General features: G+C 62.8%; 25 protein-coding genes. 9 read left to right on the top strand and 16 right to left on the bottom strand.

From position 1 onward, the window contains the following. Nucleotides 1-10 precede the first annotated feature (10 nt). Both PPGU16_RS04340 and PPGU16_RS04335 read left to right on the top strand, forming a co-directional pair. Nucleotides 11-1,561: a sigma-54 dependent transcriptional regulator gene (locus PPGU16_RS04340; protein WP_180721861.1), complete on the top strand. Its 1,551-nt coding sequence runs from the start codon at nt 11-13 to the stop codon at nt 1,559-1,561. A gap of 133 nt (nt 1,562-1,694) precedes the next feature. Further along, the gene (locus tag PPGU16_RS04335) at nt 1,695-2,195 is read left to right on the top strand and encodes a dihydrofolate reductase (protein WP_180721860.1); all 501 of its coding nucleotides are present in this window, start codon (nt 1,695-1,697) and stop codon (nt 2,193-2,195) included. A 728-nt stretch (nt 2,196-2,923) separates the two neighbouring features. Here PPGU16_RS04335 and pmbA read toward each other — a convergent pair. Continuing rightward, nucleotides 2,924-4,294, bottom strand: a complete 1,371-nt coding sequence (pmbA, locus tag PPGU16_RS04330) for a metalloprotease PmbA (RefSeq protein WP_180721859.1) — start codon at nt 4,292-4,294, stop codon at nt 2,924-2,926. Nucleotides 4,295-4,513: 219 nt separating this feature from the next. On the opposite strand from pmbA, the gene yjgA reads away from it, so the two are divergent. After that, the gene (yjgA, locus tag PPGU16_RS04325; RefSeq protein WP_180721858.1) at nt 4,514-5,125 is read left to right on the top strand and encodes a ribosome biogenesis factor YjgA; all 612 of its coding nucleotides are present in this window, start codon (nt 4,514-4,516) and stop codon (nt 5,123-5,125) included. Then, nucleotides 5,106-5,732, top strand: coding sequence for a molybdopterin adenylyltransferase (gene mog, locus PPGU16_RS04320; protein WP_180721857.1), 627 nt, complete (start codon nt 5,106-5,108; stop codon nt 5,730-5,732). Before yjgA ends, mog begins: the two co-directional genes overlap by 20 nt. A 3-nt stretch (nt 5,733-5,735) precedes the next feature. Here the strand turns inward: mog and orn are convergent, their stop codons facing one another. Next, nucleotides 5,736-6,368, bottom strand: a complete 633-nt coding sequence (gene orn / locus PPGU16_RS04315; RefSeq protein WP_180721856.1) for an oligoribonuclease — start codon at nt 6,366-6,368, stop codon at nt 5,736-5,738. Nucleotides 6,369-6,498: 130 nt separating this feature from the next. On the opposite strand from orn, the gene PPGU16_RS04310 reads away from it, so the two are divergent. Genes PPGU16_RS04310 through PPGU16_RS04300 form a run of 3 tightly spaced genes read left to right on the top strand, consistent with a single transcriptional unit; the run spans nt 6,499 to nt 9,041 of the window. Continuing rightward, nucleotides 6,499-7,758 (top strand): M48 family metallopeptidase, encoded by a 1,260-nt coding sequence (locus PPGU16_RS04310; protein WP_180721855.1) that lies wholly within the window; start codon nt 6,499-6,501, stop codon nt 7,756-7,758. Continuing rightward, nucleotides 7,755-8,708, top strand: coding sequence for a ribosome small subunit-dependent GTPase A (gene rsgA, locus PPGU16_RS04305; protein WP_180721854.1), 954 nt, complete (start codon nt 7,755-7,757; stop codon nt 8,706-8,708). The genes PPGU16_RS04310 and rsgA overlap by 4 nt, the downstream gene beginning before the upstream one ends. Nucleotides 8,709-8,720: 12 nt before the next feature. Beyond that, on the top strand, nt 8,721-9,041 hold the full coding sequence (locus tag PPGU16_RS04300) for a putative signal transducing protein (protein WP_042314526.1): 321 nt from the start codon (nt 8,721-8,723) through the stop codon (nt 9,039-9,041). A 27-nt stretch (nt 9,042-9,068) separates the two neighbouring features. On the opposite strand, the gene PPGU16_RS04295 is transcribed toward PPGU16_RS04300, so the two are convergent. The 6 genes from PPGU16_RS04295 to rpsP form a co-directional block, all read right to left on the bottom strand. Continuing rightward, the gene (locus tag PPGU16_RS04295; RefSeq protein ID WP_180721853.1) at nt 9,069-10,007 is read right to left on the bottom strand and encodes a CobD/CbiB family protein; all 939 of its coding nucleotides are present in this window, start codon (nt 10,005-10,007) and stop codon (nt 9,069-9,071) included. A gap of 163 nt (nt 10,008-10,170) precedes the next feature. After that, nucleotides 10,171-10,869 carry a CoA pyrophosphatase gene (locus PPGU16_RS04290; protein WP_180721852.1) on the bottom strand — a complete coding sequence of 233 codons (699 nt, stop codon included), beginning with the start codon at nt 10,867-10,869 and terminating at the stop codon, nt 10,171-10,173. Nucleotides 10,870-10,962: 93 nt separating this feature from the next. Then, the gene (rplS, locus tag PPGU16_RS04285; RefSeq protein WP_035990096.1) at nt 10,963-11,352 is read right to left on the bottom strand and encodes a 50S ribosomal protein L19; all 390 of its coding nucleotides are present in this window, start codon (nt 11,350-11,352) and stop codon (nt 10,963-10,965) included. Between the two features lie 146 nt (nt 11,353-11,498). Further along, complete coding sequence (gene trmD / locus PPGU16_RS04280) at nt 11,499-12,266, bottom strand: tRNA (guanosine(37)-N1)-methyltransferase TrmD (RefSeq protein ID WP_180721851.1); 768 nt, start codon at nt 12,264-12,266, stop codon at nt 11,499-11,501. 24 nt (nt 12,267-12,290) lie between these two features. After that, complete coding sequence (gene rimM, locus PPGU16_RS04275) at nt 12,291-12,995, bottom strand: ribosome maturation factor RimM (RefSeq protein ID WP_180721850.1); 705 nt, start codon at nt 12,993-12,995, stop codon at nt 12,291-12,293. A 95-nt stretch (nt 12,996-13,090) separates the two neighbouring features. Beyond that, a complete protein-coding gene (rpsP, locus tag PPGU16_RS04270; RefSeq protein WP_006476550.1) occupies nt 13,091-13,345 on the bottom strand; it encodes a 30S ribosomal protein S16 in 255 nt (84 codons plus the stop codon). A 388-nt stretch (nt 13,346-13,733) separates the two neighbouring features. Between rpsP and PPGU16_RS04265 the strand changes: the two genes are divergently transcribed. Next, nucleotides 13,734-14,201 (top strand): NINE protein, encoded by a 468-nt coding sequence (locus tag PPGU16_RS04265; RefSeq protein ID WP_180721849.1) that lies wholly within the window; start codon nt 13,734-13,736, stop codon nt 14,199-14,201. A gap of 8 nt (nt 14,202-14,209) precedes the next feature. Here PPGU16_RS04265 and PPGU16_RS04260 read toward each other — a convergent pair whose 3' ends face one another. Then, nucleotides 14,210-15,355: a PA0069 family radical SAM protein gene (locus PPGU16_RS04260; RefSeq protein ID WP_180721848.1), complete on the bottom strand. Its 1,146-nt coding sequence runs from the start codon at nt 15,353-15,355 to the stop codon at nt 14,210-14,212. 110 nt (nt 15,356-15,465) lie between these two features. Then, entirely contained in the window at nt 15,466-15,954 is a 489-nt protein-coding gene (locus tag PPGU16_RS04255; protein ID WP_180721847.1) for an Lrp/AsnC ligand binding domain-containing protein, read from the bottom strand. A 166-nt stretch (nt 15,955-16,120) separates the two neighbouring features. On the opposite strand from PPGU16_RS04255, the gene PPGU16_RS04250 reads away from it, so the two are divergent. Then, on the top strand, nt 16,121-17,407 hold the full coding sequence (locus tag PPGU16_RS04250; RefSeq protein ID WP_180721846.1) for a D-amino acid dehydrogenase: 1,287 nt from the start codon (nt 16,121-16,123) through the stop codon (nt 17,405-17,407). A 66-nt stretch (nt 17,408-17,473) separates the two neighbouring features. Here the strand turns inward: PPGU16_RS04250 and PPGU16_RS04245 are convergent, their stop codons facing one another. The 6 genes from PPGU16_RS04245 to PPGU16_RS04220 all read right to left on the bottom strand — a co-directional run bounded on the left by PPGU16_RS04245 (nt 17,474) and on the right by PPGU16_RS04220 (nt 23,829). Continuing rightward, nucleotides 17,474-19,264: an acyl-CoA dehydrogenase gene (locus PPGU16_RS04245; protein WP_180721845.1), complete on the bottom strand. Its 1,791-nt coding sequence runs from the start codon at nt 19,262-19,264 to the stop codon at nt 17,474-17,476. Between the two features lie 103 nt (nt 19,265-19,367). Beyond that, on the bottom strand, nt 19,368-20,303 hold the full coding sequence (locus tag PPGU16_RS04240; RefSeq protein WP_180721844.1) for an electron transfer flavoprotein subunit alpha/FixB family protein: 936 nt from the start codon (nt 20,301-20,303) through the stop codon (nt 19,368-19,370). A gap of 18 nt (nt 20,304-20,321) precedes the next feature. Beyond that, nucleotides 20,322-21,071: an electron transfer flavoprotein subunit beta/FixA family protein gene (locus tag PPGU16_RS04235; RefSeq protein ID WP_180721843.1), complete on the bottom strand. Its 750-nt coding sequence runs from the start codon at nt 21,069-21,071 to the stop codon at nt 20,322-20,324. 245 nt (nt 21,072-21,316) lie between these two features. After that, the gene (locus PPGU16_RS04230) at nt 21,317-22,123 is read right to left on the bottom strand and encodes a MetQ/NlpA family ABC transporter substrate-binding protein (RefSeq protein WP_180721842.1); all 807 of its coding nucleotides are present in this window, start codon (nt 22,121-22,123) and stop codon (nt 21,317-21,319) included. 28 nt (nt 22,124-22,151) lie between these two features. Further along, nucleotides 22,152-22,805 (bottom strand): methionine ABC transporter permease, encoded by a 654-nt coding sequence (locus tag PPGU16_RS04225; RefSeq protein ID WP_180721841.1) that lies wholly within the window; start codon nt 22,803-22,805, stop codon nt 22,152-22,154. Continuing rightward, a complete protein-coding gene (locus PPGU16_RS04220) occupies nt 22,795-23,829 on the bottom strand; it encodes a methionine ABC transporter ATP-binding protein (protein WP_180721840.1) in 1,035 nt (344 codons plus the stop codon). Before PPGU16_RS04220 ends, PPGU16_RS04225 begins: the two co-directional genes overlap by 11 nt. Nucleotides 23,830-23,851: the final 22 nt, after the last annotated feature.

Below are 23,851 nucleotides of genomic sequence, written 5' to 3'. Positions count from 1 at the left end.
GAGGCAGATCGTGCGCGAAACTTCTCATCTGAGCTCTGTTCCCCCGCTCGCCGGCTCCGGGTTGCGTCTTGCCGTGTCACGCGGGAACGACACGCCCGCTGCGCGTCCCGTGGACGTCGACGCGCCGCGCGGCGTCGCGCCCGACCCCGGCGCGCGCATCCTGCTGTACGCCGCGCGCACGCCCGACGAGGCGCTCGTCGAGCATCTGAAGAGTCGCGGCTGGAGCGTGCTGGTTGCGCGCTCGGCGCACGAGATCGGCCGGCTCGTCAAACCCGCGACGATGTGCGCGGGGATCGTCGACATGGCGAGTTTCGCCGTGCGCGATCTGCCGGGCCTCGAGGCGAGCCTGCGCCAGCAGCAGGTCGGCTGGATCGCGCTGGCGAATCCCGAACGGCTCGCGGACCCGGCCGTGCGGCGGCTGATCCGCCATTACTGCTTCGACTACGTGAAGATTCCCGTGGCGAACGCGACGATCGACTATCTGGTCGGCCATGCGTACGGCATGGTCAATCTGTGCGACGCCGACCTGCCGCCCGACACGACGGGTGCGAGCGACGACGAGATGGTCGGCACCTGCGAGCCGATGCAGCAGTTGTTCCGTACGATCCGCAAGGTCGCGAACACCGACGCGAGCGTGTTCATCTCGGGGGAATCCGGCACCGGCAAGGAACTGACGGCGCTGGCGATCCACGAACGCTCGCCGCGCCGCAAGGCGCCCTTCGTGCCGATCAACTGTGGCGCGATTCCGCATCATCTGCTGCAGTCGGAACTGTTCGGCTATGAACGCGGCGCGTTTACAGGCGCGAACCAGCGCAAGATCGGGCGCGTCGAATCGGCCAACGGCGGCACGCTGTTCCTCGACGAAATCGGCGATCTGCCGATGGAAAGCCAGGCGAGCCTGTTGCGTTTTCTGCAGGAAGGCAAGATCGAGCGGCTGGGCGGCCACGAATCGATTTCCGTCGACGTGCGCATCATCTCCGCGACGCACGTCGATCTGGAAGGCGCGATGGGTGACGGGCGCTTCCGTCAGGATCTGTTTCACCGGCTGTGCGTGCTGCGCGTCGACGAGCCGCCGCTGCGCGCGCGGGGCAAAGACATCGAGCTGCTCGCGCATCATATTCTCGGCAAGTTCAAGACGGACAATGCGCGCAAGATTCGCGGCTTTACGCCGTCGGCGATCGAGGCGATGTACAACTATCACTGGCCGGGCAACGTGCGCGAGTTGATCAACCGTGTACGCCGCGCGATCGTGATGGCTGAGAACAAGCTGATTTCCGCCGCGGATCTCGACCTCGCGCAATTTAGCGAGCAGCAGACGATGAGCCTCGCGCAGGCGCGCGAAGCCGCCGAGAAGCGTGCGATCGAAGTCGCTTTGCTGCGGCACCGGCACCGACTCAACGAGGCGGCCACGGACCTTGGGATTTCGCGTGTGACGCTTTACCGGCTGATGGGCACGCATGGGTTGCGCGACACGTCGACCGAAGACAAGGCGGGGTTCAAGGGCGACGAGAAGGGCGATGGCAAGGGCGCGTATGGCGGGGACCACGAATCGCGGGAGTGATGTTTTGTTCTGTTTGCGGTTTCGCTTTGCAGTTCGTCGGCAGACGCCGATGTGTTTGAGCGAGGTGATTTCTGGCGGACGGCGCGCGGTCGGGTAGAATCGGCTTCCGCTTTCTATCCGCTTCACTTTTCGCATGACGACGCTGACTCTGATCGTCGCTCGCGCCCGCAATGGCGTGATCGGCCGCGATAACCAGTTGCCCTGGCGGCTGCCCGAAGATCTCGCATTCTTCAAGCGTACGACGATGGGTGCGCCTATTGTCATGGGGCGCAAGACGCATGAATCGATCGGGCGGGTGCTACCTGGGCGGCGCAATATCGTCGTGACGCGCGATGCTCAGCGGCGTTTCGACGGCTGCGATGCCGTGACCAATCTCGATGATGCGCTGGCGCTCGCGGCGCGTGATGGGGCGGCTGAGGCGTTTTTGATCGGCGGCGCGCAGTTGTATCAGGAAGGTGCGCTTCGCGCGGATAAGATGATCGTTACCGAGATTCATGCCGATTTTGATGGCGATGCCAGGTTTCCGGCGCCTGATCCGGCGGTGTGGCATGAGGTTTCTCGCGAGACGCATTGGGCTAAAGAGCCGAATGATTTTGAGTATGCGTTTGTGGTTTATCAGCGTGTAGCGCGGTAGGTTTTTTTTGTCTGCGACGCTGGGTGGTTTGCTTGCCTTTGCGGCGGCATCCGCGATTTGTTATTGGTGCTTCAAGCGTTGCCCCTGTGCGGGGCGGCACCTACTTTTCTTTGCCGCCGCAAAGAAAAGTAGGCAAAAGAAAGCGGCTCACACCGCCAGCCCGTGTGCTTATCCACGGGCCCTCAACGTCCCCATCCTTCACACGGCAGTGCCCTGGTCGATGCTCGTTGCCAGCGCTTCGAACAATCGCATCACCCGCTTCAGGCACCCGTACAACGGTAAGCGGCAGCGAATGGTATGTGCCGCCCAGGTGGCAAACTGTGTGTAGGTTGTCGCGTCGTATAAGTTAGCGCTCTTACAGGTAGGACGCGTGTGCTATCGGTCCGAAGTGAGGCGTGTGGAGCACTACGGCCTACACACAGTTTGCCACCTGGGCGACCGTGGACTATCTGGCGCGGGATGCTGTAATGCGGGTGTGCGAAGCGGGTGAGGCGCTCATTAGAGCGCTGGCAGCGAGCATGTATGACGTGATTGCCGTGTGAAGTGTAAGACCCTGTGGGGACCCTCAGGCAAATACAAGAACTGGCGGTGTTAGCCGCTTTCTTTTGCCTACTTTTCTTTGCGGCGGCAAAGAAAAGTAGGTGCCGCCCCGCACAGGGGCAACGCGTGCGAACCAATAACATCACGCGGATGCCAGCACAAAGCCGGCCGCAGGCCAAAAAAACCGATCACTGCCCAGCAACAGTCATCCGCTCGATCAGAACGGAGCCCGTCTGCTTAGTCCCGCGGACAATCGTGTCCGCACCAATAGCGACGACATGCCGGAACATCTCCTGCAGCGTACTGGCAACAGTAATCTCTTCAACGGGATACTGAATCTTCCCATTCTCGACCCAGAACCCTGATGCGCCGCGCGAATAATCGCCCGTCACGTAATTGACGCCCTGCCCCATCAGCTCGGTGAGCAACAGGCCAGTCCCAAGCTTGCGCAGCATCTCCTCGAAGTCATCAGACGCCTGCGTCAACGAACTCCGCAGCGAGAGATTATGCGAACCGCCTGCGTTACCCGTCGTCGGCATGCCGAGTTTGCGTGCCGAATACGTCGACAGGAAATACCCTTCCACGACGCCATCTTTCACGACAGAACGCTGCTTCGTCCGCACACCCTCTTCATCGAACGGCGCACTGCCCATCGCACGCGGCACGTGCGGATCTTCGACCACCTGCACATGCGGTGCGAATACCGGCTTGCCGAGGCTGTCGACCAGAAACGTCGTCTTGCGATACAGCGCGCCGCCGCTCGTCGCCTGCACGAACGCGCCGAGCAGGCCCGCCGCGAGCGGCGCCTCGAACAGCACCGGTACCTTGCGCGTGTCGAGCCCACGCGCCCCCATGCGCGCCAGCGCGCGCTCGGCGGCGTAACGGCCGACGGCTTCGGGGTCGGCAAGCTCGGTTGCGCTGCGCTTCGACGTGTACCAGTCGTCGCGCTGCATGTTGCGGCCACTGCCCGCGATGGGCGCACACGCCACGTAATGACGCGAGTACGGATAGCCCGAGAGAAAGCCCCGCGACGTGCCGAGCACGAACTGCGAATGCTGCGCCGATACGCTCGCGCCTTCCGAGTTCTTGATCTGCGGGCTCACGGCGAAGGCCGCGTCTTCCGCGCGGCGCGCCAGTTCGACGGCTTCGTCCGCGTCCAGATTCCACGGGTGATACAGGTCGAGATCGCGCGGATCCTTTTCGAGCAGTTCTTCTTCCGCGAGACCCGCGCAGTCGTCCTCGGCCGTGAAGCGCGCGATGTTGTACGCGGCCATCACCGTGTCCTTCAGCGCCTCTGACGAAAAGTCAGACGTACTCGCATTGCCGCGCTTGTTGCCGATGAAAACCGTCACGCCGACCATCTTGTCGCGGTTGTGCTCGATCGTCTCGACTTCGCCGCGACGCACTGAGACGGACAGGCCATCGCCTTCCGAAATCTCGGTTGCCGCGTCGCTCGCGCCGAGCGACTTTGCGTGACGAAGAATGTCGGAGGCGATTTCCTTCAGTTCATCCTGCGTATGCGGGAAAAATCGTTGCCGGGCTTCCGTGTCTGCTGCCATTGTCGTTTGCCGTCCTGAGTTGCGGTGCCGTCCGGGCCGAAGCCCGCGAGAGTTCGTCGTTGCAAGCGCTGTATTCAGCCGGCCTGTGCGCCGACGTATCCCGCGATCATAGCAAGCTCTACGCGAGCGTACCTGGCATTCGCATGTGCCTCGCGCGTATGCCCTTCGCGGACCGCACCTCGTCCGGCCGGCGCCGCCCGGCACGCTACAATATCGCGCATGACACGCAAAACCCGCATTCAACCCATGGAGCCCGCTGACGTCGTCGACGACAACGGGTATGACCGTCCCAGCAAGTCGCAACTGAAGCGCGAAATGCACGCGTTGCAGGAGCTGGGCGTAGAACTCGTCGCGCTGCCGAAAGACGCATTGAAGCGCATGCCGATGCCTGAATCGCTCGATGAAGCCGTGCGTGCAGCACGCCGCATCACCGATCACGAAGGCAAGCGCCGCCAGATGCAGTACGTCGGCAAGGTGATGCGCGGCCTGACGGACGATGAAACGGCTGCGCTGCGCGAAGCGCTCGACAAATACAAAGGCGTCAACAAGGCCGAAACGGCGCGCCTGCACTGGATCGAACGCACGCGCGAGCAGCTGCTCGCCGACGACGCCGCGCTGACCGAATTCATCCGCCAGCACCCCGCCGCCGACCCGCAGGAAGGCCGCACACTGATCCGCAACGCGCGCAGGGAAGCGCAGCAAGGCAAGCCGCCGCGCTACTTCCGCGACCTGTTCCAGTGGATCAAGAACGCGGACGGCGCCGGCAACGACGACGAAGACAGCCACGATTCCGAAGATCTGGACGACGACGATGACGAATCCCGTGCGTAATCATCCCGACGAGCTGATCGTCGGTCTGGTGTCGATCAGCGACCGCGCCAGCACGGGCGTCTACGAGGACAAGGGCATTCCCTCGCTGCAGGAGTGGCTTGGCGGCGCGCTCACCTCGCCGTTTCGCACGGAAACGCGGCTGATCCAGGACGACGCGCCGACCATCACGAAGACGCTGATCGAACTGGTCGACGAAGCCGGCTGCGATCTGGTGCTGACAACGGGCGGCACGGGCCCCGCGCGCCGCGACGTGACGCCCGAGGCGACGCTCGCGGCCGGGACGAAGGAAATGCCGGGATTCGGCGAGCAGATGCGGCAGATCAGCCTGAACTTCGTGCCGACGGCGATCCTGTCGCGCCAGGTGGCGGTGATCCGCGAGACGGCCGAACGCGCTGCGCTGATCATCAATCTGCCGGGGCAGCCGAAGTCGATCAGGGAAACGCTGGAGGGCTTGCGCGATGAAACGGGGAAAGTGAAAGTGCCGGGCATTTTCGCCGCCGTGCCGTATTGCATCGACCTGATCGGCGGCCCGTACATCGAGACGAACGCTGCCGTCGTGGCGGCGTTCCGGCCGAAGAGCGCGATGCGCGCTCCGCGGCCAGGCTGACCGTTATTTCGTGCTGGCGTCGCCGGACGGCGCGTCGGCCGCGTTCGAGGCGCTCGCGGCCGGGATCAGGAAATGCTCGCGGTAGTAGCGCAGTTCATCGATCGATTCATGGATATCGGCGAGTGCGGTATGCATCGCGCGCTTCTGGAAGCCCTTGTAGATCGCGGGCTGCCAGCGGCGGCACAGTTCCTTCAGCGTGCTGACGTCGAGGTTGCGGTAATGGAAGAACGTTTCCAGTTCGGGCATCCAGCGCGCCATGAAACGGCGGTCCTGGCAGATCGAGTTGCCGCACATCGGCGACTTGCCGGGCGGCACGTGCTGGCCGAGGAACGCGCGGATCTGCTCGGTGGCGTCGGCTTCCGTCACCGTCGACGCGCGCACGCGGTCGATCAGCCCCGAACGGCCATGCGTGTTCTTGTTCCAGTCGTCCATCTTGCCGAGCGTTTCGTCGCTCTGGTGGATGGCGAGCACGGGGCCTTCGACCAGCCTTTCGAGCGTCGAATTCGTCACGACAACGGCGATTTCGATGATCCGGTCGTTGTCGGGATCGAGCCCCGTCATTTCCATGTCCAGCCAGACGAGATTCATGTCGCTGCGCACGAGCGGCTGATCGACGGATTCGATAATGTCAGTCATTGAAGGCAACCTTGATTGGGGACCGCGCGAGCGGATCACGTTACACCCGCCGCCCGCCGAAGATGGCGCGCTCCCGCCCACGAGCGGGAACAAACATATAATTCTCGCATAGAACCTACGGATTCCCCGGATGCCTCCTCTCTACTTCACCGTTCTGTTCGTGATCGCCGTGCTGGCGATGGTCGGCACGAAGCTCTGGCTCGCGTCGCGCCAGATCCGCTTCGTTGCGGCGCACCGTGAAAGCGTGCCTCAGCAGTTCGCCGGCACGATCGCCCTGTCCGCGCACCAGCGAGCCGCCGACTATACGGTCGAGCGCACGCGGCTCACGATGATCGAGATCGTCGTCAGCGCCGCCGTGCTGATCGCGCTCACGCTGCTGGGCGGCGTGCAGGCGCTCGATCTCGCCATCGGCGACTGGGTGGGCTATGGCTACGTCGGCCAGATCCTTCTGGTGGCGGCCGTGATCGCGATCACGAGCGCAATCGACCTGCCGTTCGACTACTACCGCCAGTTCGGCATCGAGCAGCGCTTCGGCTTCAACCGCATGACGAAACGCATCTTTTTCGCCGACCGCATCAAGGGCGTGCTGCTCGGCGCTGCGTTCGGTCTGCCGCTGCTGTTCGTCGTGCTGTGGCTGATGAATCAGGCGGGCACGTACTGGTGGTGGTGGACGTGGGTCGTGTGGGTCGTGTTCCAGATGCTGGTGCTGATCCTCTATCCGAGCTTCATCGCGCCGATGTTCAACAAGTTCGAGCCGCTGAAAGACGAAGCGCTGGTGCAGCGCATCGATGCGCTGATGAAGCGCTGCGGCTTCGCAGCCAAGGGCCTGTTCGTGATGGACGGCAGCCGCCGCTCCGCGCACGGCAACGCGTATTTCACGGGCTTCGGCTCGTCCAAGCGCATCGTGTTCTTCGACACGCTGCTCTCGCGCCTGTCGGGCAGCGAGATCGAAGCGGTGTTGGCGCACGAGCTCGGTCACTTCAAGCGTCGCCATGTGATCAAGCGGATGGTCGTCACGTTCCTGATCAGCCTCGCGATGCTCGCGCTGCTCGGCTGGCTCACGCAGCGTACGTGGTTCTTCGAAGGTCTCGGCGTACGTCCGTCGATGACGGGCAGCAACGACGGCCTCGCGCTCGTGCTGTTCTTCCTCGCCGTCCCCGTGTTCCTGTTCTTCGTGACGCCGCTCGGCAGCCTCAGCTCGCGCAAGCATGAGTTCGAAGCAGACGCTTTCGCCGCGACGCAGGCTGACGCGAAGGATCTCGTCAACGCGCTCGTCAAGCTGTATGAGGACAACGCGTCGACGCTCACCCCCGACCCGCTTTACACCGCGTTCTACTACTCGCATCCGCCTGCCTCGCAGCGGATCGACCGCCTGCTGCGTCACGCATGAGCGGCCGCTCCCCGAAAGCGCTGCGCGCCGCCGCCGTCAGCGACCGCGCGCAGGAGCGCGTGCGCGGTCTCGTGATCGCCGCGCATGGACGTCACTACATCGTCGCGCCAGAGGACGGCGGCGCGATCCTGCAATGCTTCCCGCGCGGCAAGCGCAGCGAGATCGCCGTCGGCGATCAGGTGCTGTACGAGCCGACATCCGCCGATCAGGGCGTCATCGTCGAAATCGGCGAACGGCGCAATCTGCTGTATCGCTCGGATCAGTACAAGTCGAAGCTGTTCGCCGCGAATCTCGATCAGTTGCTGATCGTGCTCGCCACCGAGCCGCATTTCAGCGAAGACCTGCTCGGGCGCGCGCTCGTCTCCGCGGAAGAGAACGAGCTGAAGCCGCTGATCGTGCTGAACAAGATCGACGTCGAAGCCGCGCTGCCGCTCGCGCGCAAGCGCCTCGACCTGTATCGCGGGCTCGGCTACACGGTGCTCGAAGTGTCGATCAAGGCGCAGCCGGAGGCCGCGCGCGAGACGCTCGAAGCGCATCTGAGCGGCCATTCGACGCTGCTGCTCGGTCAGTCGGGCATGGGCAAGTCGACGCTCGTCAATCTGCTGATTCCCGATGCCGAAGTGGCGACGCGCGAAATCTCGACGGCGCTCAACAGCGGCCGTCACACGACGACGTTCACGCGCCTCTACCCCCTTCCTACGGGCGAAGGCGCGCTGATCGATTCACCGGGCTTTCAGGAATTCGGCCTGCATCATCTGACGGAAGGCATGCTCGAACGCGCGTTTCCCGAGTTCAGGCCGCTGTTGCCGAACTGCCGGTTCTACAACTGTCATCATCTGCATGAGCCCGGCTGCGCGATTCTCGAAGCGGTCGCCGATGGCCGTATCGCGAAGGAAAGGCATGCGCTTTATGCGCAGCTCGTACATGAGGCGAGCCAGATCGTCCGCTGACAGGCAATCATGATGAAGCTCATGCGCGCGCCCAACGTCGTGATTGGGCAGCATTGGATCAACGTGCTGGCAGCCGCGGGTATCGCGTGCGAATTGCATAACCGCTATCTGAGCGGTGCGATCGGCGAGATTCCGGCTGATCAGTGCGCGCCGGAGTTGTGGCTCATGGATGAGCGCGACGAAGCGTTGGCGAGGAAGTTGATCGATGCGGCGCGCAGCGGGCCGGCCGTCGGTGCGCCCGGCTGGCGTTGCGCGCACTGCGGTGAAGTGCTCGAAGCGCAGTTCACCGTGTGCTGGAATTGCGGAACGGCGCGCGATCCGCTGGACGGCTGAATCGCTCTTTAGCGGGCAGCGCGGCTGTCAGGCGAGCCAGACGGCGATCGTCAGCATCAGCAGCAGGATCATCCACAGGATAACGGCCCGCCATACGAGCCCCACCGCAGATTGCAGGGTGCGCGGCGTGCAGTCGTCGCCGACGGGCATCGGTCCGCCGTCGCCCGTTGCCAGTGCGTCGAGGCTCGATACCTCGGCAAGCGGTCCTGCGAGACGCGCGCCCAACGCGCCGCTGCCCGCGGCGAGCAGCACGCCATCGTTCGGGTCGGGCCATTGGCGCGCGTGATTGCGCCAGGCGTAAATCGCGTCTTCGAAGTTGCCGACGATCGCAAAGCCCATCGACGTCAAACGCGACGGAATCCAGTCGATCACGAAGAACGCGCGTTGCGCGAAAGTGGAGAACGCCGCCGTCCGGTCGTCGACAGGCTTCGACCAGGTGCGCGCCAGATACTCGGCCGTACGATACAGCACCGCGCCCGCCGGCCCGACGGGAATCAGGAACCAGAAGAACACGCCGAACACATGCCGATGCGACGCGACGACAGCATGAATCAACGTGTGACGGACGATCTCGCTGACGGGCATATCGACGGTATCGATACCCGTCCATTCATTGAGGATTTCACGCGCGCGCGGCACGTCGTCGTTGTTCAACGACAGATGGATGTCCGTGAAGTAATGGCTGAACTGGCGAAAGCCGAGCGTGAAGTACAGCACCGCGACGTTCCACAGGAACGCGAGCGCGAAGTGAATCTCGTACAGGACGAAATAGATCAGGCCGGTGACGAGCGTCCACGGCAGCACGACGACCAGCCACGCGAGGATGCCGTGCTTCTCCTTGCCTGCGTCGAAGCCGTGCGCCGTCGATTCCGCATGGTATTGAAGGAGTGCCGACACCGGATTGTTCGGCGACAGCGCGCGCACCTGTTCGATGATGAGGGCCAGCAATACGGAGAAAAAAGTCATGCGAGACGCCGTGCTATTCGAGTTCTTTCCGGGCGGCTCTTGCCGGCCGATCCGGTCCGATGAGCGGAATTGGTCATAACGATAGCACAGGGTCGGATGAGGCTGAGCGGCTGCAATACAAACGTAATACAGCGAGACCGCGTGCCGATCGCGCTGCTACGCATCATGCCGCGAGGAAGCGATAGAAATTGCGCAACATGCCCGCCGTTGCACCCCAGATGAAGTAATCGCCGCCGACTTCGCCGCGTGGATAGGGCATTGCAAAAAAACGACGCTCGCCGCCTTCCCAACTCAGCACGCGCACCTCGTGATTCTTCGGGTCCATCAAAAAGCTGAGTGGGACTTCGAAAATCTCCGCTACCTCGAACGTGTCCGCCTGAACTGTGAACGGCGGATGCACGAGACCGACGACGGGCGTCACGCGAAACCCCGTGCCCGTCAGATACTCGGGCAAGGTACCGAGCACTTCGACGCGCGACGGATCGAGGCCGACCTCTTCCTGCGCTTCGCGCAAGGCCGTTGCCGTCGTGGTGGCGTCGTGAGGTTCGTGACGGCCGCCGGGAAAGCTGACCTGCCCCGCGTGATCGTTCAGATGCGCGGTGCGCTGCGTGAGCAGCACGGTCAGTCCGCCGTCGCGCACGACGAGCGCGACCAGCACCGCGGCGACACGCGGATCGCCCGTTTCGCGCCACCGTACTTCGCGCGTCTCCTGCTCCCATGGCACGTTTTGCTCGAAGCGAGCGCGCAGGCCGTCCGGCGTCAGACGCGCGGGCGCGACAGCGGGCAGATCGACATCAGCCGGTTCGACGGGCAAGCTTTCGGGATCAAAGACGGGACGAGAGGGACGGGAAGGCGCGGTCAATGGAAGTCTCGAAACGAGCGCTGGTGGGACACACCGCTATTTTGACCTGGCAAACAAAAAAGCACCCGCGGAGGGTGCTTTTTCTTACAGCTTTTACTCTTGAGCAGCTGCAGCGCGGTCTTTCGACACCAGCTTTTCTTTGATTCGAGCCGACTTGCCCGAACGTTCGCGCAGATAGTACAGCTTTGCACGACGCACATCGCCACGACGCTTCACGACGATGCTTGCCAGCAGCGGCGAGTACGTCTGGAACGTACGCTCGACGCCTTCGCCCGACGAAATCTTGCGGACGATGAACGACGAGTTGAGGCCACGATTGCGCTTCGCGATCACGACGCCTTCGTAAGCCTGAACGCGCTTGCGGTTACCTTCAACCACGTTGACGCTGACGATCACCGTATCGCCGGGAGCGAATTCGGGGATGGTTTTGCCTGCGAGCGCGCGCTCGATTTCTTCCTGCTCAAGTTTTGCAATCAGATTCATGACTGACTCCTGGTGCCATCTTGTCGGCGTTCGTACCTGCCTCGCGCTGCGCGCGTTCGGCTACGGCCCCGATAGAGGATGGGTTCACATCTGGAACCGGCCACGCATGGACGGCTCCGCCTTGATCCCGCTTCGTCGCACGAAGCTCAATGCTTCGATGCTTCCTTGGCGAGATTTGCGAGCCACGCCTCGTCGGCACGGCTCAACAACTTGTTCTTTCTGGCCTGAACGATCAGATCGGGCCGTTTGACCAGCGTATTACGTAACGCTTCGCGCCGCCGCCACAACTGGATTTCCGCATGATGGCCGCCGAGCAGCACATCGGGCACGCGCACGCCGTCGTATTCCTCGGGACGTGTGTAGTGCGGGCAATCCAGCAAACCGTCGACGAAACTGTCCTGCACTGCCGATTGCGCGTCGTTCAGCACACCCGGCAGATGACGCACGACGGCGTCGATCAACGCCATGGCCGGCAACTCGCCACCCGACAGCACGAAGTCGCCGAGGCTGACTTCTTCGTCGACTACGCGGTCGATCAGACGTTGATCGATCGCTTCATAGCGGCCGCACAGCAAAATCAGACCAGGCTCAGCGGCAAGGCGCATGACCTTGTCGTGATTGAGCGTGGCGCCTTGCGGCGACATCATCACGACGCGCGCGCCGCCAACGCCCTGCTCCGCCTGCGCTGCTTTCGCGGCGCCGATCGCATCTTCCAGCGGTTTGGCCAGCATTACCATGCCGGGGCCGCCGCCGTACGGACGATCGTCGATTGTGCGGTAGTTGTCGGTTGTGAAATCACGCGGATTCCACGTGCGCAACCCGTATCGCTCCTGCTTCGCGGCGCGGCTCGTAATACCCCAGTCGGTCAGCGCGCGAAACATCTCAGGAAAGAGCGTAACGATATCGAACTGCATCGCTCTCTCCGTGAAGCGAACGTTTTAGTAATCGGCTTCCCAGTCGACGACGATCTTCTTCGCCGCCTGATCTACCGTTTTGATGAAGACGCCGACGAACGGGATCAAGCGCTCGCCGGTAACCGGCTTGCCGTCTTTGCCGGTAGCCGGATATTCGATGCGCAACACCGACTGCGCACCGTTGTCGATCAGATCTGCCACTTTGCCGAGTTCGACGCCGGCCTCGTTGACCACATCGAGGCCCAGCAGGTCGACCCAGTAAAATTCGTCGGTTCCCAGCGCAGGGAAATCGCTGCGGCGCACGTAGACGCGATGACCACGCATCGCGAACGCGGCATCCCGGTCGGCAATGCCGCCCAGCTGCGCAACGATACTGTCGCCATGAACCTTCGACTGCAGGCGGGGCGCCGACTTGCGCTCGCGGCCTTTTTCGAGCCACCAGCGTTTGGCGCTGAGCAAGGCGTCGCCGCCCTGACCGGCGTCCGCGTGCGCGGCCACCTTCACCCACCCTTTGAGACCGTATGCATCGACGATTGCGCCGACTTCGACAGCGTCGTCGGGCCAGCTTTCCGCCGATTCAGCCTGCATTCCCTGCGCGGCGTCAGCCTTTGCAACATTCGTCGCGGGCCGTTCGACCGGCTTGCGGACAAACGCGCCAAACGACGCTCGCGCGCCAGACTCCGTTTTCGCCTTTGCGCGACCTGAACTACCCGAATCACGCTCCGACATCAGCGAACCTCAAGCCTGCATACGTCAAACCTGCACACCCCAGACTCGCGCAGAACGACTGCCGCACGAGCCGACGATGTACCGTAAAACTGCACTTAAGCAGCCGGTTGCGCCTTTTGCGCTTCCTTCACCAGACGCTGCACGGTCGGCGACAGTTGTGCGCCAACGCCTTGCCAGTACGTCAGACGGTCTTGAGCGATACGCAGCGATTCGCCCTTCGTAGCGACCGGGTTGTAGAAACCAACGCGCTCGATGAAGCGGCCGTCACGACGGTTACGCGAATCGGTTGCGACGATGTTGTAGAAAGGGCGCTTCTTCGAGCCGCCACGAGCCAAGCGGATGATGACCATACTAGAATCCTTGAAAACCGGGGTTCGAAACTACTGAAACACGCGATTATAGCCGGAAACCGAAAGCACAACAAACACTTAGCGGGATAAACTGAGCCGCGACGCCGCAGCCGGGGCTCGATGCCGGGCTTTTTCGGTCTGTGCAGGCGGCATGGGAGCGGCATGAAGCGCTCGCTGACACCGTTTTACCTATCTCTCACGACACCGTCGCGCGGATGCCACGCTGCGCCACCGTTTCTGTGTCACATCCACTTCGTGCAGGGCCTCCACGGAATGCCGGCATAAGTCTGCACACGTGCCGCGCGAGATGCGGGCAGCGTAGAATGCGCTCGGCTGTGCGCGGGATCCGCAGCCGCCGAAGCCGTCCGTCACCCTGTCGCTCACGTTCATGGCCACCGTCGCTACGCATAACTCGCGCTTTCGCTCCAAGACCCTTACCGCCGCGCTCGCTTTCTTCTTCGGCACACTCGGCGCACACCGCTTCTATCTGTACGGTTTGCGCGACGTGTGGGGCTGGGCGCACCTCGTTGGAACGATCATCGGGATTCCTGGCTTCATGCTGCTAGCCGCGACCGAGCGCGCCGCGATCATGGGCTGGATTCTCGCGTTCCCCGGCGCCGTGTCGATGCTGGCCGCCTTTCTCGCGGCGATCGTCTACGGTCTGCGCCCAGATGAGAAATGGGACGCCCAGTTCAACGCGCACACCGGCCAGCAGAGCCGTTCCGGCTGGACCGTCATCTTCGTCGTGATCTTTTCGCTGCTGATCGGCGCATTCCTACTGATGACGGGACTCGCGCTATCGTTCCAGACCTACTTCGAATCTCAAGTCGAGGCCGCAAAAGCGATCTCGCAATAAGGTCGCGCTCAGAAAAGACTCAATTGAGGCGTGTCGGGTGCGGCCGGTTTAACCGGCTTGGGCAACTCGACCCGCTTGAAATGCGACATATCGAGAATGCCGTGATTGCGCGCATTGAGACCAAGCCGCCGCACCGCGTTCGCAAAGCGCTGCTTGAGCAGATCGGCCCATAGCCCTTCGCCTTTCATGCGCGTCGAAAACGACGCGTCGTAGTCCTTGCCGCCCCGCATATCGCGCACGCGGTTCATCACGCGCTCGGCGCGGTCGGGGAAATGCGCTTCCAGCCAACCCTTGAAGAGCGGCGCCACTTCCCACGGAAGACGCAACACGATATAGCTCGCGCTCGTCGCGCCCGCTTCCGCGCAGGCCTCGAGTACGCGCTCCATGTCCTGATCCGTGACGAACGGGATAACAGGCGCAATGCTCACGCCCACCGGTATGCCTGCGTCGGTCAACGTCCGGATCGTCCTGAGGCGCCGCGCGGGCGTGGCGGCGCGCGGCTCCAGCGTGCGGGCGATGTCGGCGTCGAGTGTCGTAATGGTGATGGCAGCCATCATCAGCCCTTTCTCGGCCATCGGCGCAAGCAGATCGATATCGCGCTCGATCAGGGAGTTCTTGGTGATCGCGGCGAACGCCTGGTTGTGCTCGCTCATGACCTGGATGACGCGTCGCGTCAGCTGGAGGTCCCGCTCGACGGGTTGCCATGCGTCCGTATTCACGCCCAGCGCGATGGGTTCCGGCACGTACGATTTCTTCGCCATTTCGCGCACGAGCAGTTCCGGCGCATTGACCTTGGCGTAGATCCGGCTTTCGAAGTCGAGCCCCGGCGACAGGCCGAGATAGCTGTGCGTAGGCCGCGCGAAGCAATAGATACAGCCATGCTCGCAGCCGCGATAAGGATTCAGCGACACGCTGAACGGAATATCCGGCGACTGGTTATGCGTGAGGATGCTTTTCGCGCGTTCTTCGAATATCTGCGTGCGCAACGCGGGACGCCCGCTTTCCTCTTCCGACGGCGCGATCCAGCCATCGTCGACGGCCTCGCGCTGATCGACTTCGTAGCGGCCCTGCAGATTCGTGACCGCGCCCCGCCCCTTGCGCGGAGCGGGCGGCGCGATTGGAAATTCGGGAATGTCTCGGTCGTAGTCTGTCACGGCACACGTCGAAGCAACGCTGAATACTGTACAAATATACAGTGTTTACCGCGTTTGTCGAGCGTGACTTTCGGGGCCGGGTCAACCGCCAGGGAGCCCCGCCGTAAGCGTCATTCGCCTACGGCAATGTTCAGCGTTTCCTTGATTTCCTCCATCACGACATAGCTCTTCGACTGCACCGCGCCCGGCAGTTGCAGCAGGATGTCGCCAAGCAGCTTCCGGTAGTCCGCCATTTCGCCGATGCGCGCCTTGATCAGATAGTCGAAGTCGCCCGACACCAGATGGCATTCGAGCACCTCGGGAATCTTCTGCACTTCTCGCCGGAACTGGTCGAACATGTTGCCGCTCTTGTGATCGAGCGTGATCTCGACGAACACCAGCAGCGCCGCGCCAAGCTCCGCCGGATTCACGCGTGCGTGATAGCCCGTAATGACGCCGTCGCGCTCCATGCGCTTGACGCGCTCGATACACGGCGTCACCGAAAGACCCACCTGCTCGGCCAGTTCCTTCATCGCGATCCGGCCGTCCTGCTGGAGGATTCTCAGGATCTTGTGATCGAGTTTGTCGAGCGCTCGAATCGGCTGACGCTGTGTACGCATGGTTTTTACTGAAAATCTGAAAAATACAATAACAAAACCTACCACGACGCAAATAGTATAGCGGTTAACACTAGGCATTCGGCATATCACCTCGTCAATCGAACAAAAGCACGAAGAAACGAGGTTTTCCATCACGCCGCGGCCTTCCGACCTTTATGGAGCAGCTATGCGAGTCGTCGTTCTGGGCAGTGGCGTCGTTGGGGTAACGACCGCCTATTATCTTGCGCGCGCCGGTCATGAAGTCACCGTGATCGATCGCGAAGCAGGTCCTGCGCTCGAAACGAGCTTTGCCAACGCCGGCCAGATTTCACCGGGCTATGCCGCGCCGTGGGCGGCGCCGGGCGTGCCGCTGAAGGCCGTCAAATGGATGTTCCAGAAGCATGCGCCGCTCGCCATCCGGCTCGACGGCACGCAATTCCAGTTGCAATGGATGTGGCAGATGCTGCAGAACTGCACGTCCGCGCGCTACGCCGTCAACAAGGGCCGCATGGTGCGTCTCGCCGAATACAGCCGTGATTGCCTCCAGGCATTGCGCGCCGAGACGGGCATCCAGTACGAAGGCCGCACGGGCGGCACGCTGCAGCTGTTCCGCACGCAACAGCAACTCGATGGCGCAGCGAAGGACATCGCCGTGCTCGAAGACGCGAACGTGCCGTACGAACTGCTGATGCCGAACGACCTCGCGCGTGCCGAACCCGCGCTCGCCGCGACGTCGCACAAGCTGACGGGCGGTCTGCGCCTGCCGGGCGACGAAACAGGCGATTGCCAGCTGTTCACGACGCGCCTCGCCGCGCTCGCCGGGCAACTGGGCGTCAAGTTCCGCTACAACACCCCGATCGACGCGCTCGCGATGGAAGGCGATCGCATCGCTGGCGTGAAGTGCGGCAGCGAGATGGTGCGCGCGGAAAGCTTCGTCGTCGCGCTGGGCTCGTATTCGACGAAGTTCCTGTCGGACATCGTCAAGATTCCGGTGTATCCGCTCAAGGGCTACTCGATCACGGCGCCGATCGTCGATGCCGGGTCGGCGCCCGTATCGACGGTGCTCGACGAGACGTACAAGATCGCGATCACGCGTTTCGACGACCGGATTCGCGTCGGCGGGATGGCGGAGATCGTGGGCTTCGACAAGAAGCTGAAGCAGGCGCGCCGCGAGACGCTCGAGATGTGTGTCAACGATCTGTTCCCGGGCGGCGGCGATACGTCGAAAGCGACGTTCTGGACGGGCCTGCGTCCGATGACGCCGGACGGCACGCCGATCGTCGGCCGCACACCCGTGCCGAACCTGTTCCTGAACACGGGACACGGCACGCTCGGCTGGACGATGTCGTGCGGCTCGGGCCAGCTGCTCGCCGATCTGATCTCGGGCAAGCGTCCGGCGATCCAGTCGGGCGATCTGTCGGTGCATCGCTATCTCGGCGAGACGACGGGGCAGACTCGTCCGGCTTACGCCTGATTCGGTTCCACCTGATGCAACAACGGCGCCTTCGCGGCGCCGTTGTTTTTTCTGCCTTCGACGTCGTCAGAACTGATCTTCCGACAATGCGAGCACGCCCTCGCCGCCCTTCGCGCTGGTAATCGACGCTTCCAGCGCCACCGCCTGCGGCAGCAGATGTTCCGCGAAGAACTGCGCGGTCGCGATTTTCGCGCCGTAGAACGACGGGTCCTGCGCGTGTTTCTGTTGCGCCGCCAGCATCGCGCGCGCCATCTGCCAGCCGCCCAGCACGATGCCCGCGAGCTTCAGATACGACACGCTGCCGGCGAATACCGCGTTCGGATCGCTCTTCGTATTCGCGACGACGAACGCGACGGTCGACTGCAACGCATCATGTCCAAGTGACAGATGTTTTTGCATTGACTGGAACGCTGCGCCCTTGTGCTGTTTCAGTGCTTCGACTGTCTGCGCGATCTGGGCAAGCAGGGCTTTTGCCACTGCGCCGCCGTCACGCACCGTCTTGCGGCCGACCAGATCGTTCGCCTGAATGGCCGTCGTACCTTCGTAGATCGGCAGGATGCGAGCGTCGCGATAGTACTGTGCCGCACCCGTCTCTTCGATGAAGCCCATACCGCCATGCACCTGCACGCCGAGGCTCGTTACATCCACGGATAGCTCCGTGCTCCAGCCCTTCACGATCGGCACCAGATATTCATAGATCGCCTGATGCTCCGCACGCTTCGCTTCGTCAGGATGCCGGTGCGCGAGATCGCTATGCGAAGCGGCGACATACGCCAGTGCGCGCGAGCCTTCGGTGAGTGCGCGCATCGTCGACAGCATGCGGCGCACGTCCGGATGGTGAATGATCGACACGGACTGCTTCGCCGAACCGTCAACTGGCCGGCTCTGCACGCGGTCTTTCGCGTACGCGACCGCCTTCTGGTAAGCCCGGTCCGATATGGCCACGCCCTGCATGCCGACCGCAAACCGCGCCGCGTTCATCATGATGAACATGTATTCGAGGCCGCGATTCTCTTCGCCGATCAGATGACCGATCGCGCCACCGTGGTCGCCGAACTGCAGCACGGCCGTCGGGCTCGCCTTGATCCCGAGCTTGTGTTCGATCGACACGCAGTGCACGTCGTTGCGCTCGCCCAGCGAGCCGTCCTCGTTGACGAGGAACTTCGGCACGACGAACAGCGAAATGCCTTTCACGCCTTCAGGCGCATCCGGCGTGCGCGCGAGCACGAGGTGGACGATGTTGTCCGCCATGTCGTGCTCGCCCCACGTGATGAAAATCTTCGTGCCGAACAGCTTGAACGAGCCGTCGCCCTGCGGCTCGGCGCGCGTTCGCACCAGCGCGAGATCCGAGCCCGCTTGCGGCTCGGTGAGGTTCATCGTGCCCGTCCATTCGCCGGAAATCAGCTTCGGGACATAGGTCTTTTTCTGCGCGTCGCTGCCTGCCGTCAGCAGCGCCTCGATCGCGCCGTCCGTCAGCAGCGGACACAGCGCGAACGACAGGTTCGACGCGTTCAGCATCTCGATACACGCCGTCGCGATCAGCTTCGGCAGGCCCTGGCCTTCGTATTCGACGGGATGCTGCACGCCCTGCCAGCCGCCTGCGGCGAACTGGCGGAACGCATCGGCGAAACCAGGCGTCGCCGTCACGTGGCCGTCTTTCCAGCTGCTCGGGTTGCGGTCGCCTTCGACGTTCAGCGGCGCCAGCACTTCGCCGCACAGCTTCGCGGATTCTTCGAGCACGGCTTGTGCGGTTTCAGCGTTCGCGTCCTCGAAGCCGGGCAGCGCTGCGATGTCATCCAGTCCGGCCAGTTCCTGCATCGCGAACATCATGTCCTTGATGGGTGCCGTGTAGCTCATGTGTGTCTCCTCCCTGACTCCGATGAAAAAAGAGGCGCTGGATTCAACATCCTCGCGCCTCTTCGCTTTGCTGTCGTTTGCCGTCAGGCGGCGTGCCGCTTTATCAGCCGAGTTCCTTCACCAGCTCCGGCACGACGGTGAACAGATCGCCAACGAGGCCATAATCCGCGACGCTGAAAATCGGCGCTTCTTCGTCCTTGTTGATGGCAACGATGACCTTCGAGTCCTTCATGCCTGCGAGATGCTGGATCGCGCCCGAGATACCGACCGCGATGTACAGCTGCGGCGCGACGATCTTGCCCGTCTGACCGACCTGATAGTCGTTCGGCACGTAGCCCGCGTCGACGGCTGCGCGCGATGCGCCCATTGCCGCGCCGAGTTTGTCGGCCAGCGGCTCCAGCACCTTCGTGTAGTTCTCGCCGCTGCCCAGACCACGACCGCCCGACACAATGACGTGCGCCGACGTCAGTTCCGGACGGTCGAGCTTCGTCACTTCACGGCTCACGAACTGCGAGATGCCCGTATCGGCTGCCGCTTCGATCTTCTCGACCGATGCGCTGCCGCCTTCCGCTGCAACCGGGTCGAAGCCCGTCGAACGCACCGTGATGACCTTGATGGGATCAGCCGATTGCACGATCGCAATCGCGTTGCCCGCGTAGATCGGACGCTCGAACGTATCGGCCGAATCGACAGCCGTGATGTCGCTGATCTGCGCGACGTCGAGCTTCGCTGCGATTCGCGGCGCGATGTTCTTGCCGTAAGCCGTAGCGGGCGCGAGGATGTGCGAGTAGTCCTTCGCGACATTCAGCACCGTCGCCTCGACGTTTTCCGCGAGGCCTGCTGCCAGTTGCGGCGCGTCGGCGAGCAGCACCTTCGCCACGCCTGCCACCTTCGCCGCCGCGTCAGCCGCGCCTTGCGCGTTGTGGCCAGCCACCAGCACGTGAACGTCGCCACCGATCTTCTGCGCGGCAGCAACCGTATTGAGCGTCGCTGCCTTCAGCGCCGCGTTGTCGTGTTCAGCAATTACCAGAATCGTCATTTCATTCGTCTCCGTAGATCAAAGCACTTTGGCTTCGGTCTTCAGCTTCTCGACCAGCGTCTTCACGTCGGCCACCTTCACGCCAGCCGAGCGCTTCGGCGGCTCGCTGACCTTCAGCGTCTTCAGACGCGGCGTGACATCGACGCCCAGGTCTTCCGGCTTCACGGTTTCGAGCGGCTTCTTCTTCGCCTTCATGATGTTCGGCAGCGTTACGTAGCGCGGCTCGTTCAGGCGCAGATCGGTCGTGATGACAGCCGGCAGCGTCAGCGACAGCGTTTCCGCGCCGCCATCGACTTCACGCGACACCGTCGCCTTGCCATCCGCTACGACAACCTTCGATGCAAACGTCGCTTGCGGCAGATTGGCCAGTGCAGCGAGCATCTGGCCCGTCTGGTTGGAATCGTCGTCGATGGCCTGCTTGCCGAGGATCACCAGCTGCGGCTGTTCCTTGTCGACCAGCGCCTTGAGCAGCTTCGCGACAGCCAGCGGCTGCAGCTCTTCGTTCGATTCGATCAGGATCGCGCGATCCGCGCCGATCGCCAGCGCCGTGCGCAGCGTTTCCTGACATTGCGCGACGCCCGCCGACACCGCGATCACTTCCGTTGCCACGCCCGCTTCGCGCAGACGCACGGCTTCTTCGACGGCGATTTCGTCGAACGGATTCATCGACATCTTCACATTCGCAATGTCGACACCCGTGTTGTCCGACTTCACGCGGACCTTCACGTTGTAGTCAACCACTCTCTTGACTGGCACCAGGATTTTCATGCACACGCTCCAAAGTTACGAATACGTCAACCCGACGGACATTATAGCGACAGCCTCTGCGGCAGCCGGTCCGGGATTGCTTGGTGTTGAGGATATCGCTCCCCGACGGTGTGACGGAAATAGCGAACGGTCGTGCTATTCTATATCTAAAAAAACCCGGACGCCAAGTCCGGGTTGCTACCGATTCTTCAGACAGCACGATCCCATACGCCGCCCGTCGCCACGTAATGCGGCGCCACGCCGGATTACCAGGACGCGATGACCGCGCCGCCAAACTTGCTTTCGATGAACTGCTTCACTTCCGGCGAGTGGTAAGCCGCGACCAGCTTCGCCACCCACGGCTTGTTGCGGTCCGCCTCGCGGATCGCAATGACGTTCACGTACGGACCCTTCGGATCTTCGATCGCAATGGCGTCCTGCTTCGGCTTCAGACCGGCTTCCATCGCGAAGTTCGTATTGATCGCGGCGGCGTCGACATCGCCGAGCGAACGCGGAATCTGTGCTGCGTCGAGTTCGACGATCTTCAGCTTCTTCGGGTTGTCGACGATATCGAGCGGCGTCGCCTTCAGGCCCGCATCAGCTTTCAGCTTGAGCAGGCCCTGCTTCTGCAGCAACAGCAGCGCGCGGCCGCCGTTGGTCGGATCGTTCGGCACGGCGATCTTCGCGCCCGCCGGCAGTTCGGCGAGCGTCTTCACCTTCTTCGAATAGATGCCCATCGGATAGGTCACGGTGTCCGCGATCCTGATCAGCTTGTAGCCGCGGTCTTTCACCTGTGCCTGCAGATACGGGTCGTGCTGATAGCTGTTCGCGTCGAGGTCGCCGCCCGCGAGCGCCGCGTTCGGTTGCACGTAGTCCGAAAACTCGATCACCTTGATGTTCAGGCCGTTCTTCGCCGCGACCGTCTTTACGACGTCCATGATTTGCGCGTGCGGGCCGCCCGTCACGCCGACCTTGATCGATTCGTCGGCGAATGCGAGCGATGACGTACCGAAGCCGATGAGCGATGCCGCGCCCAGCACGGCGGCGGCCTTCAGAATGAAACGACGTTGCATGACCAAACCTTTGTCTTTTTGAAAGTGTTTATTTGTGGCTCAAACGACGCACGAGCCAATCCCCGAACGACTGCACCAGTTGCACGAAGACGATCAGAATCACGACGACCGTCAACATCACTTCCGGCAAAAAGCGTTGGTATCCGTAGCGGATGCCGAGATCGCCCAGACCGCCACCGCCGATCGCGCCCGCCATCGCCGAATAGCCGACCAGCGACACGAAGGTGATGGTCAGACCCGCGACGATGCCCGGCAGCGATTCCGGCAGCAGCACCTTGAACACGATCTGCGAGGTGGTCGCGCCCATTGCCTGGGCGGCTTCGATCAGGCCACGATCGACTTCGCGCAACGCCGTCTCGGCAAGCCGCGCGATGAACGGCGCGGCGGCGATCGTCAGCGGCACGACGGCCGCCGCCGTGCCGATCGACGAGCCGACCACGAGGCGCGTAAACGGAATCACCGCGACGAGCAGGATGATGAACGGCGTCGAGCGCACGGCATTGACGACCACGCCCATCGCACGATTGGCGGCGATGTTCTGCAGCACGCCCTGGCGATCGGTCAGATAGAGCAGCACGCCGAGCGGCAGGCCGACGGCCGCGCCGATCAGTCCCGAGATGCCGACCATGATCAGCGTCTCCCAGAACGACTGCACGAACATATCGAACATTTCACTCAACATACGACAACTCCTCGACCACCACGCCCTGTTCGCGCAGATACGTCATCGCCTGCGCCACCTTCGTCGGTTCGCCGCCCGCGAGCACCGCGAGCGAGCCGAACGCCTGACCCTGGATCTCGTCGATCTGGCCGTGCAGGATGTTGAAGTCCAGCTCGTAGCGGCGGATCGTCTCCGAAAGAATCGGCTGATCGACGCCTGAACCCGTGAACGCGAGCCGCAGCAGATGGCCGCTGCCCGTCTTCAGACGCTCGGCGACGCGCGCCTTCATCGCAGGCGGCAACTCCTGTGCGATCACGTCGCCGATCAGCGCGCGCGTGACTTCGTGGTGTGGTTGCAGGAACACGTCGATGACCTTGCCCTCTTCGACCACGCGGCCGTTGTCGAGCACCGCGACGCGGTCGCACACCTGCTTGATGACTTCCATCTGGTGGGTGATCAGCACGATGGTGAGCTTCAGTTCGCGGTTGATGCGCTTGAGCAGATCGAGAATCGCGCGGGTCGTTTCGGGGTCGAGCGCGGAGGTCGCTTCGTCGGAGAGCAGCACTTTCGGCTTGCTCGCGAGCGCGCGCGCAATGCCGACGCGCTGCTTCTGCCCGCCGCTGATCTGCGACGGATAGCGGTCCTTCTGCGCCGACAGGCCGACCAGATCGAGCAGCGGCAGCACATGCGCCTCGATTTCCGCGCGCTTCATGCCGGCCAGTTCGAGCGGCAGCGCGACGTTGTCGTACACCGTGCGCGACGACAATAAATTGAAGTGCTGGAAGATCATGCCGATCTCGCGACGCGCTTCGCGCAGTTGCGCGGCGGGCATCGTGGTGAGATCGCTGCCGTCGACGACGACATTGCCTTCCGTCGGGCGCGTCAGCAGGTTGATGGTGCGGACCAGCGTGCTCTTGCCCGCGCCACTGCGTCCGATGATGCCGAACACCTCGCCGCGAGGAATCGACAGATTGACGTTGTGCAGCGCTTCGATCCAGCCCCGTGGCCCCGGAAAACGCTGCGATAGGTTGCGTAGTTCGATCATGAAAAACGAAACGGCGGACTGC

Source organism: Paraburkholderia largidicola (assembly GCF_013426895.1).
In the GTDB taxonomy this organism is placed as follows: Bacteria; Pseudomonadota; Gammaproteobacteria; order Burkholderiales; family Burkholderiaceae; genus Paraburkholderia; species Paraburkholderia largidicola.
Note: the sequence above shows the minus strand (reverse complement) of the source record. Positions and strands in the feature narration are given on the sequence as shown.

Coding starts and splice junctions, on each gene's coding strand:
- PPGU16_RS04220 (WP_180721840.1), bottom strand. CDS start 23,829: ATGATCGAACTACGCAACCTATCGCAGCGTTTTCCGGGGCCACGGGGC.
- PPGU16_RS04295 (WP_180721853.1), bottom strand. CDS start 10,007: ATGACTTTTTTCTCCGTATTGCTGGCCCTCATCATCGAACAGGTGCGC.
- rpsP (WP_006476550.1), bottom strand. CDS start 13,345: ATGGTCATCATCCGCTTGGCTCGTGGCGGCTCGAAGAAGCGCCCTTTC.
- PPGU16_RS04245 (WP_180721845.1), bottom strand. CDS start 19,264: ATGAGCTACACGGCACCCATCAAGGACATGATGTTCGCGATGCAGGAA.
- PPGU16_RS04225 (WP_180721841.1), bottom strand. CDS start 22,805: ATGTTGAGTGAAATGTTCGATATGTTCGTGCAGTCGTTCTGGGAGACG.
- trmD (WP_180721851.1), bottom strand. CDS start 12,266: ATGCAGTTCGATATCGTTACGCTCTTTCCTGAGATGTTTCGCGCGCTG.
- PPGU16_RS04250 (WP_180721846.1), top strand. CDS start 16,121: ATGCGAGTCGTCGTTCTGGGCAGTGGCGTCGTTGGGGTAACGACCGCC.
- PPGU16_RS04230 (WP_180721842.1), bottom strand. CDS start 22,123: ATGCAACGTCGTTTCATTCTGAAGGCCGCCGCCGTGCTGGGCGCGGCA.
- PPGU16_RS04335 (WP_180721860.1), top strand. CDS start 1,695: ATGACGACGCTGACTCTGATCGTCGCTCGCGCCCGCAATGGCGTGATC.
- PPGU16_RS04255 (WP_180721847.1), bottom strand. CDS start 15,954: ATGCGTACACAGCGTCAGCCGATTCGAGCGCTCGACAAACTCGATCAC.
- rsgA (WP_180721854.1), top strand. CDS start 7,755: ATGAGCGGCCGCTCCCCGAAAGCGCTGCGCGCCGCCGCCGTCAGCGAC.
- yjgA (WP_180721858.1), top strand. CDS start 4,514: ATGACACGCAAAACCCGCATTCAACCCATGGAGCCCGCTGACGTCGTC.
- rplS (WP_035990096.1), bottom strand. CDS start 11,352: ATGAATCTGATTGCAAAACTTGAGCAGGAAGAAATCGAGCGCGCGCTC.
- pmbA (WP_180721859.1), bottom strand. CDS start 4,294: ATGGCAGCAGACACGGAAGCCCGGCAACGATTTTTCCCGCATACGCAG.
- PPGU16_RS04300 (WP_042314526.1), top strand. CDS start 8,721: ATGAAGCTCATGCGCGCGCCCAACGTCGTGATTGGGCAGCATTGGATC.
- PPGU16_RS04235 (WP_180721843.1), bottom strand. CDS start 21,071: ATGAAAATCCTGGTGCCAGTCAAGAGAGTGGTTGACTACAACGTGAAG.
- rimM (WP_180721850.1), bottom strand. CDS start 12,995: ATGTCGGAGCGTGATTCGGGTAGTTCAGGTCGCGCAAAGGCGAAAACG.
- mog (WP_180721857.1), top strand. CDS start 5,106: ATGACGAATCCCGTGCGTAATCATCCCGACGAGCTGATCGTCGGTCTG.
- PPGU16_RS04265 (WP_180721849.1), top strand. CDS start 13,734: ATGGCCACCGTCGCTACGCATAACTCGCGCTTTCGCTCCAAGACCCTT.
- orn (WP_180721856.1), bottom strand. CDS start 6,368: ATGACTGACATTATCGAATCCGTCGATCAGCCGCTCGTGCGCAGCGAC.
- PPGU16_RS04240 (WP_180721844.1), bottom strand. CDS start 20,303: ATGACGATTCTGGTAATTGCTGAACACGACAACGCGGCGCTGAAGGCA.
- PPGU16_RS04310 (WP_180721855.1), top strand. CDS start 6,499: ATGCCTCCTCTCTACTTCACCGTTCTGTTCGTGATCGCCGTGCTGGCG.